The 11,674-nt window shown below is 64.0% G+C and carries 11 protein-coding genes; 8 read left to right on the top strand and 3 right to left on the bottom strand.

What is annotated here, in order from left to right; translation table 11 throughout:
* Positions 1–36 precede the first annotated feature (36 nt).
* Together H9L13_RS12500 and H9L13_RS12505 are read right to left on the bottom strand one after the other, a co-directional pair.
* The gene (locus tag H9L13_RS12500) at positions 37–1,035 is read right to left on the bottom strand and encodes a TerC family protein (RefSeq protein WP_187537979.1); all 999 of its coding nucleotides are present in this window, start codon (positions 1,033–1,035) and stop codon (positions 37–39) included.
* A 25-nt stretch (positions 1,036–1,060) separates the two neighbouring features.
* Complete coding sequence (locus H9L13_RS12505; protein ID WP_187537980.1) at positions 1,061–1,234, bottom strand: hypothetical protein; 174 nt, start codon at positions 1,232–1,234, stop codon at positions 1,061–1,063.
* A 319-nt stretch (positions 1,235–1,553) separates the two neighbouring features.
* Here H9L13_RS12505 and H9L13_RS12510 point away from each other — a divergent pair, with 319 nt between their 5' ends.
* Both H9L13_RS12510 and H9L13_RS12515 read left to right on the top strand, forming a co-directional pair.
* The gene (locus H9L13_RS12510) at positions 1,554–2,975 is read left to right on the top strand and encodes an MBOAT family O-acyltransferase (RefSeq protein WP_187537981.1); all 1,422 of its coding nucleotides are present in this window, start codon (positions 1,554–1,556) and stop codon (positions 2,973–2,975) included.
* Positions 2,950–4,125, top strand: a complete 1,176-nt coding sequence (locus H9L13_RS12515) for a hypothetical protein (RefSeq protein WP_187537982.1) — start codon at positions 2,950–2,952, stop codon at positions 4,123–4,125. The genes H9L13_RS12510 and H9L13_RS12515 overlap by 26 nt, the downstream gene beginning before the upstream one ends.
* On the opposite strand, the gene H9L13_RS12520 is transcribed toward H9L13_RS12515, so the two are convergent.
* Positions 4,122–5,975 (bottom strand): winged helix-turn-helix domain-containing protein, encoded by a 1,854-nt coding sequence (locus H9L13_RS12520; RefSeq protein WP_223176457.1) that lies wholly within the window; start codon positions 5,973–5,975, stop codon positions 4,122–4,124. The two genes, H9L13_RS12515 and H9L13_RS12520, sit on opposite strands and share 4 nt — an antisense overlap.
* A 183-nt stretch (positions 5,976–6,158) precedes the next feature.
* On the opposite strand from H9L13_RS12520, the gene H9L13_RS12525 reads away from it, so the two are divergent.
* From H9L13_RS12525 to H9L13_RS12550, 6 genes are all read left to right on the top strand, one after another.
* Positions 6,159–6,446, top strand: a complete 288-nt coding sequence (locus H9L13_RS12525) for a hypothetical protein (protein ID WP_187537984.1) — start codon at positions 6,159–6,161, stop codon at positions 6,444–6,446.
* Positions 6,447–6,474: 28 nt separating this feature from the next.
* Complete coding sequence (locus H9L13_RS12530) at positions 6,475–6,669, top strand: hypothetical protein (RefSeq protein ID WP_187537985.1); 195 nt, start codon at positions 6,475–6,477, stop codon at positions 6,667–6,669.
* An 80-nt stretch (positions 6,670–6,749) separates the two neighbouring features.
* Positions 6,750–7,436 carry an SRPBCC family protein gene (locus H9L13_RS12535; protein WP_187537986.1) on the top strand — a complete coding sequence of 229 codons (687 nt, stop codon included), beginning with the start codon at positions 6,750–6,752 and terminating at the stop codon, positions 7,434–7,436.
* 10 nt (positions 7,437–7,446) lie between these two features.
* Positions 7,447–8,670: a zinc-dependent alcohol dehydrogenase gene (locus tag H9L13_RS12540; RefSeq protein WP_187537987.1), complete on the top strand. Its 1,224-nt coding sequence runs from the start codon at positions 7,447–7,449 to the stop codon at positions 8,668–8,670.
* Between the two features lie 145 nt (positions 8,671–8,815).
* Positions 8,816–9,919: a hypothetical protein gene (locus tag H9L13_RS12545; protein WP_187537988.1), complete on the top strand. Its 1,104-nt coding sequence runs from the start codon at positions 8,816–8,818 to the stop codon at positions 9,917–9,919.
* Between the two features lie 4 nt (positions 9,920–9,923).
* A complete protein-coding gene (locus H9L13_RS12550; RefSeq protein WP_187537989.1) occupies positions 9,924–11,462 on the top strand; it encodes a hypothetical protein in 1,539 nt (512 codons plus the stop codon).
* The last annotated feature ends 212 nt before the right edge of the window (positions 11,463–11,674 follow it).

Here is an 11,674-nt window from a genome sequence, read left to right on the forward strand (position 1 = left end):
CAGGCAACCCGCCCCCGAAGCGATCCTATCTCACGCCTAGCCGCGCGCCGCTGGCCAGTCCGCCTCCTCCGCACCGCGCGTCTTCCACAGCGAATAGCCGATGCCCGCCGCGATCAGCGCGAAGGTGACGCCGAGGCTGAGCACCGGCGGGAACTTGTCCCCGCCGAGCAGGAAGTCGGCGACGAAGATCTTCGCGCCGATGAATATCAGCACCGCGGCCAGCGCATATTTCAGATAGTGGAAGCGATGCACCATCGCCGCGAGCGCGAAGTAAAGCGCACGCAAGCCCAGGATCGCCATGATGTTGCTGGTGTAGACGATGAACGTGTCGGTGGTGATGGCGAAGATCGCCGGAACGCTGTCGACCGCGAACACCAGGTCGGCGAGGTTGATGACCACCAGCGCCAGGAACAGCGGCGTCGCCGCGGTCACCAGCCTGCCTGTCTTTTCGTCGGGCACTTTCACGAAGAAATGCTGGGCGTGCAATTCCTTGGTCACGCGCATGTGCCGCGAAATGAATTTCACCGCCGGGTTGTTGGCGACGTCCATCGGCGTGTCGCCGGCGAAGAACATCTTGATGCCCGTCGCGATCAGGAACGCGGCGAAGATGTAGAGCACCCAATAAGCCTCGGCGACCAGCGCCGCGCCGCCCGCGATCATAAGCCCGCGCAGAACGATCACCGCGAGGATTCCCCAAAGCAGCGCGCGATACTGATATTTCGGCGGGATCGCGAAGTAGGTGAAGATCAGGCTGATGACGAACACGTTGTCGATCGACAGCGCCTTTTCGATGAAGAAGCCGGTGAAATATTGCATCCCCGGCTCAGGCCCCTTGGCCGCCCACACCCAGCCGCCAAACGCCAGCGCGATGCCGATGTAGAATGCGGACAGCTTCAGGCTTTCGCCGATGCCCATCTCGCGGTCTTCCTTGTGAAGGAAGCCGAGGTCGAATGCGGTTAGCGCCGCGACGATGCCCAGGAAGGCAAGCCAGAACCAGGCGGGCGTGCCCAGCCAGTCGGCCGTCAGAAATTCCATGATGATGTCCCCTGTTGGCGGCGCGTCAGGCGGTCGCGGGGCGGCGCAGCGCGCGGCCGATCAGCGCCTTGGCGCGCGACTTCAACCGGCGCAGGCCGATCAAGGTGGCGGCGTCGGGGCGGGCCTGCCGCTCCTCGCGCCGGAGCGCGCGGTCGATGCGCTGCAGCGTTTCGGTCAATCGATACAATCGGGGATTCACGTCTGTCTCCTCTTCAAACCGTGGTTTGATCGGAGATCCGGCGGTGGTTGGGGAGGGAGAGGGGCCGTCCACGCACCGGATCATCCGATGCGGTCCGACATCACGATTGCCTTGTGAGGCAGCCGCCAGAGGGGCCCGGTCCGCATCCCTTAAATGCGTTGCCCGCGCGAAAGTTCAACCCCGGATTTTGCCCGTAGCCTTGCGCCGAGCGCGGGTTACGCTAGGTTTCGCTGCGTCGGCGCATCCGCCGGCCTGTGTGCGTTCGGCTTGGGGGAGCTGGAATGCGCTTGTCAGTCGCGGCGCGCGTGGGGACGCGCCGATGATCTTCAATTCGCTGACCTTCGTGGTCTTCTTCGCGGTCGTGCTCGCGCTGCATTATGCGCCGTGGTTCAGCTGGCACCAGAAGAAGATCAACCTGCTGGTTGCGTCCTATCTGTTCTACGCGGCGTGGAATCCGCCGTTCGTCATCCTGCTGTGGATTTCGACGGTGGTCGACTGGTGGGCGGCGCAATGGATGGTCCGCTCCAAGCGCGACAGCACGCGCCGCGCGTGGATGATCATCTCCGTGGTCGTCAATTTGGGCATGCTCGCTTACTTCAAATATGGCGAGTTCCTGCTGCAAAATTTCACCGCTCTCGCGGCGTCGATGGGGATTGCCTACCAACCACCCAGCTGGGACATCGTGCTTCCCGTCGGGATCAGTTTCTACACCTTCGCGACGTTGTCCTACACACTCGACGTCTATCTGAAGCGCGCCAAGCCCGCGCAGCATTTCCTCGATTACGCTTTGTTCGTGACCTTCTTCCCGCACCTCGTCGCGGGGCCGATCATGCGCCCGACCGAGCTCGTGCCGCAATTCGCCGAACCGCGCCGCGCCACCGCGCACCAGCTCTACTTCGGCTTCGCGCTCATCATCCTCGGCCTGTTCCAGAAGGTGGTGCTCGCCGACGGCTTCCTCGCTCCGGTGGTGGAGAAGGTTTACGACGCGCGCGAAGGCGTGCCGATGATGCTCGACGCCTGGGTCGCAACGCTCGCCTTCAGCGGGCAGATCTTCTGCGATTTCGCCGGCTATTCGACCACTGCGATCGGGGTCGCCATGGGCCTTGGTTTCGCCATGCCCGACAATTTCCGCTTCCCCTACGCCGCGGTCGGCTTCTCCGACTTCTGGCGACGATGGCACATCACGCTGTCGAGCTGGCTGCGCGACTATTTGTACATCCCGCTCGGCGGCAACCGCCACGGCCCGGTGCGCACCTACACCGCCTTGATGGGGACGATGCTGCTTGGCGGCCTGTGGCACGGCGCGGCGTGGACCTTCGTCGTATGGGGCGGGCTGCACGGCCTCTACCTCGGCGTCGAACGCTGGCTGCGCGGAAAGTTCGGCGGCTGGACGCCCGGCCCGGCGTCGATCTTCGCGCTCGGCATCCTCACTTATGTTCTCGTCAACATCACCTGGGTGTTCTTCCGTGCCAAGGACTTCACCGTGGCCTCGACCATGTTGACCTCGATGGCCGGCATGGCCGCCAACCCGGTGCCGATGATCGCGCTTCTGCCGATGATCTACGCGATGGTCATCGTCGGCGGGATCGTCGCCACCCATTGGGCGATGCGCGACAAGACGCTGGAGATTGCGGTCGAGCGAACGCCCGCCTGGCTCGTCGGCGGGCTGCTTTCCATCATGGCCATCGCGGTCGTTGCGGAACAGGGGAAAGGCAGTGCCTTCATCTACTTCCAGTTCTGATCCGCCAAAGGGCATCGTCCGCAAGGAAGGCGCGCTTCCCGCGGGCCTGCGCCTCACCGCGTCCGACCGCCCGGGCCAGGCGCAACCGGTGCCGACCCGCGACGTCCCAAAGCAGCCGTGGGGCCGCATCCTCGCCGCGGTCGCGGTGGCGCTCGTCGCCGGGGTGACCGCGCTCGAGCTCAACGCCCGCCGCCTCGGCTTGGAGGCCGGCGACCTCGACAATAGTGAAGTCGCGTGGGTCAAGGAGCGAGTTCGCTCGGAAAACGCCGATGTCGCCATCGTCGGCGACTCGCGCATTCTGTTCGATACCGACCTCGACCGGTTCGAGGCACTGACCGGCACCCGTCCGGTCCAGCTCGCGATCCACGGCACCAGCGCCTTGACCCTGCTCGAGGATGCGGCGAGCAACCCCAATTTCCGCGGACTGCTGATCGTCGGCCTGGCCGACACGATGTTCTTCCAGCCGTTCGACGGCTACGGCGAATATGTCCGCCGCCGCGGTGACTTCACCTCGCCCTCCGGCCGCATCGGGATCGAGATCGACCATATGCTCCAGCGCCGGCTGGCGTTCCTCGATTCCAACCATCGTCTAAGCGTCGCAGCACATCGTCTCGACCCCGATTTTCGCCCCGGCGTCGAAGGGCCCAAGCACGACATCTGGAAGGTCAGCCAGGTGGGCGAGCAGCGCGCGACGTGGATGTGGCCGCGCGTCGAATATGATCCCGAATATCGCGCCCGCACGCGCTGGGCGTGGAAAGGCTTCAAAGAGAAATTCCCCTACACCCCGCAGCTGATGGCCAAGGGCCATGCGCGCGCCAAGGCGGCGGTGGAAACGATCCGCGCGCGCGGCGGCGACGTCGTGTTCGTGCGCCCGCCCTCGGCGCCCGAGCTGCGCGTCAACGAAGAAGCCCAAGTCCCCAGGGCCAAGGGTTGGGACCGCCTAATCGCCAACACGCAAAGCGTCGGCGTCCACGCCGACGACCTGCCGCCCGATGTGCAGAATCTGACGTTGCCCGAATGGTCGCATCTCAACCGGAAATGCGCGACCGTGTTCACCGACGCCTACGTCCGCCGCCTCGCCGCGTTGACGCCGCGGATCAGGTTGCGCGCAAACGCCCCGCCGCCGCTAACCCGCGTCGACTGCGTCTAGCCCGCCGGCTTCAGTTTTGCGCACACCGGCTCAGGCCGTCCGCGGGTGCAGAAATCGGGCAGCTTTCCCGTGCGCCAATAACGCAGCAGCCCGATCTGCTCGGCGAGCTGGACGAAGCGCGGGTCGCGGCGAAGTGGTGCGCCCGCATTGGCCGACAATAAGGCCACCGTGAAATAGGCCGGCTGCTCGAGCCACATCGCTTCATCCTCGGCGCGCGTGCGCCCAACCTGATTGGGATACAGGTCGCGGGCGATGGCAAAGCTGGTGTTGAGTTCACCGATCGCAGCGAGCGCGGCGATGCACAGCTGTCGCGTCGATCCGCGAAGATTGTCCTGCGTGCACAAGCGGATCATGCCGGCTCGGTCGCCCCGGCGATAAGCAGTCAGGACCGATTGCAAAACTTCCGCGTCGAAGGTGAAGTCGCTTCGCGGGATGGTGGCAGCGAAACGCTCGAGTGACGCGAAGTCGCCGCGGGCCGCCAAGCCGACGATACGGTTCCAGCGCAGCGCCCAGCTGCTCGGCCATTTGCGAACGGCGTCCGCGAAAACTGCTTCGGCTTCGCGATGCCGCCCTTCAGTCTCGAGCAGCTGCAGGAGAACGCCGATATCGTCGGCCGAGTGAGCGTGCCGCGCCGCTGCCACGCGGGCAAGCATTGCAGCCTCTTCAATCCGGCCGACGTCTGCGGTCAATTCGCTCAATCGCTGTGCGGAGGAATTTCCCGGAACTTCATCGTCGAGAGTCGCGCGCAATTGGCGCTCGCAATCTGCCAGCCACGAGCGCGGGCGAAGGAGGCACCAGGCATGCCCGTAATCGGGGAACCGCGGCGCATATTGCTTCCGATGCTCAAGGATTTCGCGCGCGATCCGGACATGCTCGCGACGCTCCGGGACGGAAAAGGACTCGAGCGTCGCGCCGGACGTGATCGCCAGCGCCATTTGCGTGGAGATGGAGTCCGGATGCTCGCGCGACGTGCGCAGGGTGATCTCGTATGCGCGCAGGGCATTTCCTTGAAGCGCGGCGTCCAATGCCATGAACATCCGTGCCGCAATCACGGGATCGGCGTCTCGGCCATCGAGGGCGAGGAGAGGGCCCATGACGGACATGGTTTCCGCAAAAGCCGTGGCGACTTGCAGGTCCAGGTTCTGGGCCCGCGATCGGGGACTCTCAAAGACTCGCGTCATTAGGGTTTTTCGCCCGGACCTAAGGATCACGGCCATATCGACGCGCATCGTGCCCGCTTCGCCCGTTACCGCGCCGGACACGGTCCACGGGCTGCGGCCTGCGGGGACGACCTGCACGCCGGCCTCGGTCAAGGCGGTGCTCAGCACGCCCCCGAGCCGATCAGCGAGGTGGCGCGCATCCGGCCCGCCGGCCGACGTGACTGGCAGGATGCTGACCGTCACGGCTGACGCGGTTGGGCGACGGGACGTCGCGAACATGCCCACCGCGACGCCGGCCAGGATTGCCGCCGCGACCATGATGCCCCATGTCCGGCGCGCCCGGCCGGGCGCCGCCGCGCTGTCGACCTCGATCAGTCGATAGCCAGCGCGAGGGATCGTCTCGATGCGAAAGCCGCCCGCGCGCCCCGCCAGCTTGCGCAGGATCGACACCGCGCGGTTGATGACGTCGTCGCCGACGATCCGGCCGTCCCAGCATTGGTCAACAATGTCATCGCGCGTGACGACCTGCCCCAGTCGTCGATGAAGCAGCAGCAACACGCACAACGGCTTGTCCTGGATGCGCTCTCGGCGGCCGCCGAAGGAGACTTCACGTGACGCCGGATCGATCTCGGCGCACCCCAAGCGAAACGGCGCTTCACGACCGTTCGAACTCATCCTCAAGGCGTCCATCGCGCCTCCCCCGCACCGATATAGCATGCGCCCGCCTAGGCGCCCAAGCGTCCGCCCAACCCTGCGAAATCAGGAATAAATCAGGGCCGCGCCATTTTCCCCTTCAACACCCGGGATCAGCTTCGCACCCGCCTGCGCGCTTGCCGTCTGGGAAGCCGCATTGTGCATCGAAGGGAGGTAGCCATGACTCGTCATTTCACCGCATTGTTCGTGCTCGTCGCCGGAACGCTCGCCACCCCGGCGCTTCCTGCCCCGCCGGAGTCCGGCAAAAGCGGCGCTGTTGAATTTTGCAGGTCACTCCTGCCCAGTCTTCCGAGCGCCAACCTCGGCGAATGCGTCAGCTACGTGATCGTCAACGAGAACGGCTTCCCGTCGCACGATTGCGACGCATTCCTCGAGATCAACCCTGCCCTGTTCTACCTGTTCTACGATTCCTATTCGGATTGCGTGCGCGCCAACAAGAAAGATTGATCCGGGACCGGTTGGCGGGTGCGGCGTCATGCGCGCGCCCGCCGCAGGTCAGCAACGAACCGACACGCCGCCGTACAGTTCGACGTCGGGCGTATCGCACCTCAGCCGCAAGTGCGCGACCGTCTTCACCGACGCCTACGTCCGCCGCCTCGCCGCGCTGACGCCGCGCATCAGCCTGCGCGCAAACGCCCCGCCGCCGCTAACCCGCGTCGACTGCGTCTAGCCCGCCCGAAATTCTGGGGGCGCAACAATAGGAACTGCCGGGCGCAGCCTGGGTTGAGGGGCGCGACAGGAGTGCCCCCAATGCCCAGCAAATCCCCCAATGAGCGATCCCAGCAGCGCGCGCTGATCGGCGCGGGAGTCGCCGCCGCGGCCGTCGGCGCGGCCTTCATCTGGAAGCATAAGGCGAGCGGCGACGGTGACCGCGAGACGATCAGCGACGCCCCGGACCATGTGCTGCGCGGCAAGTCGCGGGACGCTGTCGAGGGCGATGGCACTCTGGTCGGGCGCACCGTCACCATCGGCCGCCCGCGCCGGGAAATCTACGACGCCTGGCGCGACTTCACCCGCTTCCCGGACTTCATGGACAATGTCGAACGCGTCGAGAAGCTCGACGACAAGCGTTCGCGCTGGACCATCAAGGGCCCCGGCGGGAAAAACGTCGAGCTCGTCACCCGCATCGTCGAGGACGTGCCCGGCGAGCGCATCGCCTGGGAAAGCGAAGAGGAATCCGACGTCGATACGGCGGGCATCGTCGAGCTTACCGACGCGCCGCCCGGACGCGGCACCTATGTGCGCCTGATGATGAGCTACGATCCGCCCGGCGGTGCCATCGGCCGCGGCATCGCCAAGCTGCTCCAGCGCGAGCCGAGCATCCAGGCACGGCGTGATCTCCGGCGTTTCAAACAATTGATGGAAACCGGCGAAGTGACGGTCAACGCCTCGCCCTCCGCCCGCCCGTCAGAAACCCCGACCGAAGCCAGGATCTAGGAGAATATATATGCGCGCAGTCACCTGGCACGGCCGTCACGACGTTCGCGTCGACACCGTCCCCGATCCCGAAATCGTCAATCCGCGCGACGCGATCATCAAGATCACCTCGACCGCGATCTGCGGGTCCGACCTTCACCTCTACGACGGCTACATCCCCGGCATGCGCGCCGGCGACATCCTCGGCCATGAGAATATGGGCGAGGTGGTCGAAGTCGGCGCGAAGAGCAGCCTCAAGAAGGGACAGAAGGTCGTCATCCCCTTCACCATCAGCTGCGGCAATTGCTTCTTCTGTTCGAAGAAGCAGTTCAGCGCGTGCGACAACAGCAATCCCGCCGAAACCGCCGACGCGTCCGAAATCATGATGGGCCATCCGATGGGCGGCGCGTTCGGCTACGCCCATCTCACCGGCGGCTATGCCGGGGGGCAGGCCGAATATCTGCGCGTGCCCTATTCCGATGTCGGCCCGATCGTCATCCCCGACGGGCTCGACGACGACAAGGTGCTGTTCCTGTCGGACATCCTGCCGACCGGCTGGCAAGCGGCGGAAAATGCCGAGATCGAGCCGGGCGATACCGTCGCCGTCTGGGGCTGCGGCCCGGTCGGCCTGTTCGCGATCCAGTCGGCGCTGATCATGGGCGCGCACCGCGTAATCGCCATCGACCATTATCCGGCGCGGCTGATGCTCGCCAAGCAGATGGGCGCGGAGATCCTCGATTATCGCGAGGTCGACGTACGCGATGCGCTGACCGAGATGACCGGCGGCATCGGCCCCGACGCGGTGATCGATTGCGTCGGCATGGAAAGCCACGGCATCGCCATCGACAATCTTGTCGACACCGCCAAGGCCCACACCTTCCTCGGCACCGAGCGCCCGCATGCGCTGCGCCAGGCGATCATGGCCTGCCGCAAGGGCGGCCGCGTTTCGATCCCCGGCGTCTATGGCGGGTTCGCGGACAAATTCCCGCTCGGCCAGATGATGGAAAAGGGCCTGAGCGTGAAGCAGGGCCAGACGCACGTCCAGAAATACTCCGAAAAGCTGCTTCAGATGATCGTTGAGGACAAGCTCGACACCACCTTCCTCATCTCGCACCACGCCAGCATCGAGGACGCGCCCGACATGTATAAGCACTGGCACGACGACCAGAACGAATACACCAAGATCGTCCTCAAGCCCGCGCTTGCGAAAGGCGATGTACAAACGCTCAAGGAGTTCGCGCACGAGCCGGCGTAAGTCCGCTTTCGACGCAGCCGTGCTTTGATCGGGCTGCCGTGCGGTCGGCCCTGCCCGGGATCGTTAAACCGCTATTTACTTGTGCGCCATGGCGGATAATCTGTCGATTGCTCGGTCTGCCTGTTGATGCGGGGAGATAGCGGTAATGCGTTTGGCGCCCGGGTGGGTTGTCGCTGCGGCGTTGAGCGCACTGGCGGCCGGCGGATGTGGCGGTACCAGCCAATCCTATTCTCTCGACATGCCGCCACTGATCTTGGCCCCCGCGTCGGCCGCGGCCATCGACGATCAACGCGCGCGATTCCGTGAAATCTACTGCGCTGTTCAGGCTGATCACGGCGCTAGCCATCCTTACGATCGCCCCTGCGCACAAGCTTTGCACAAGCTCGCAGGCGAAGCCTCGCCTGGTGGAAATCCCGTTTACTTGGGCCGAGGGCGCGTCGCCCTTCGGATACTGACAATTCCGGGGGTGTTCGGCGAGTGCGTGGAAGGAATGGCGAAGCCGTTCGAGGATGCCATCGCACCTCTCGCAAAGTTGGGTTGGACGGTGCAGCCTCTACGCGTCGACGGCCGCTCGAGCAGCAAGGCCAACGCCGAGCAGATTCGGGCGCAGCTTCGCACGATCAAGCTTGGGCCGACAGAGAAGCTGGTGCTCATCGGCTATTCCAAGGGCATGAGCGATATTATCGAATTGCTCGGCGCAGGTGCGGATGATGTCATCCCCGCAGGTTCATCGATCATTTCCGTCACCGGTGTCGTTGCGGGTACGCCGATCGCGGACGGCGGCGAGCGCCTTTACCGGAAATTCTGGTGGGTCCCGTTTCCATCTTGCCAGCCCGGTGACGGTGGGGGCGTCGCAAGCCTGACCCGCAAGCACCGCCTCAATTATCTGGAGCAGCATCCCCTTCCCGGGAAGTTCCGATATTATTCGCTGCCCGCTTTCACAACGCGCGACAACATCTCCTCCTATCTCCGCAATCCGCATGTGCAGCTGTCGCGCATCGACCCGCGCAATGATGGGAACGTCATCTTCCACGACAGCGTGCTCCCCGGAAGCACCCTACTCGGTTACGCGAACTCCGATCATTGGGCGTTGACCCTGCCGTTCTCACTGCAAGCGCCGTTCCGTTCCAAGTTCTTCGCAACGCGCAATGAGTTTCCACGCGTGGTGCTCCTGGAGGCGATCGCCCGCTTTCTCGAAGAACAATATCTCGCGGAGGACCCGATTCCCGGCGTGGATCTCGAAAGGTAGCTTGATGTTCAAAGCCGTCCTCACCGCCTTCGCAGCACTTTTGGTGGCGGGTTGCGTTGCACCCATGCCGCTTCCGCCGCGAAACCTCTCCGGTCTGGTTCAGCCCGCGCAGCCCGTCTCGGACGGAGTGCTCGTCGGGTTTGTGGCGGACTCGCAGTTTCAGACCTTACGCAACCTCGCGCTCGTACGCGGCTATCGCGGTCGGCTTGAAGATTGGGCGATACCGGTGAGCATTCGTCCACCGGCATTGGACTGGGCTTCGCGCGCGCTTTTGCGGTCCAGTCTGCAAACTCTTCGATCGCGAAAGGTCAGCGCGGTTTTCTACCTTGGGGACGGCGCGAACAACGGGTGTCTTGACGAGTTGGCGGCGGGGCTGCCGGGATATCCTGCACGCCATGAAAGAGGCCTGCTGGCGGAGCTTGATGATTTCCGCCGAGCTGCCAACATTCCCGTATACTTTGTCCTTGGCAATCATGATCTCCTCGGGGCCGGCAGCACGTCTGATCCCGCGCGACGGCAAGCCTTTTGCGCCGACCAGGACGGCGGCGACAACCGCCTGCTTTATAAGTCCGAAGTCATTGCGCTCGCCGACCAGTTCAACCGCCAGAACGATACTTTGACCCAGGCCTGGGTTTACCGGTCGAATTACGTTGCCGGCGAAACCGAGCGGCGCTGCCGGACAGGGGGTCGGCCAGAACATCGCACTTGGGGCTGCTATCTAGCGGCGACCGTCGATCACCGGCACCGGTCGACGCCGATCCAGTTTCTCCTGCTCGATACCGCGGATTGGGCAAACACATTTCGCGCGCGAATCCGGGGCTTCGAACAACTTGGAATTTGGGGCGGAGTGTCGGTCGGTGCGGACGATAACGGGGTCCCGTCGCAAATGGGCTGGTTCAAGCAAACGACAGCGAACGATGTGCCGATGCGGGTCGCCCTCACGCACTACGATCTCCCCAGTCTCACGAAAAAGGCGGGCCCGTTCGGCAAACTGTCCAGCCTCGATTGGAACCTTGCCGACCTGTTCACCACACGCGGAGAGCCTAGAATCGCCCGTCAGATCGCCGGCTTTTGGATCTCGGCTCACACGCAAAATACCCGCCATTCCGTGCAGTCGGAATATTTCGATGTGGGCTGCCTAAGACGGAGCTGCGGCGAAGCGCGGCAACGCTTGTTCGTCACAGAACTCAACATCGGCTCGACCACCGACCATTCCAATTACGGAACTATTGCGGAATTCAGGCCGTCGGCAAGCGGCCCCGGGGAAATTCGTTTCGATCGCGTGGACGTCGAACCGCATGGGTGCGACGATGTTTACCGGCTTGTCGCGACAACGAAATTTCCAAATGCCGTGCAAGGCACGACGTCCGGCTGGGCGGCCCTCGGCATCTCGTTCACCGACCGACATAATTATTGGCGCTTCGATCACGCGGAAGCGAAGCGCATCTGGGCTAACTTGGATAAGCTTGCCGCCTCAGACGTGCATCGGGCAGCTTGTATCGGACGCCTAGCCGCACAAGTTGAGGCCGGCCGGGGGAAGTAGCGTCGCAACCGTTACGCCCCCGACACATTCACAGCAAATAATCGTTAACCATAAAATTCCCGCTTGCGTCTCGCCGTGGTTGAGGCACAATATGTAGCAACGCTGAGGGGGAATGACGCAATTACTGGTGTTTGGCGCTGGAATGCCTATATTCCAGTGATGGCCAGACTCGTCCCCGATTTCCACAGGGGGCGGGTGCGACAGATGCCCCG

The sequence above is a fragment of the Sphingomonas lutea genome (assembly GCF_014396785.1).
Classification (GTDB): domain Bacteria; phylum Pseudomonadota; class Alphaproteobacteria; order Sphingomonadales; family Sphingomonadaceae; genus Sphingomicrobium; species Sphingomicrobium luteum.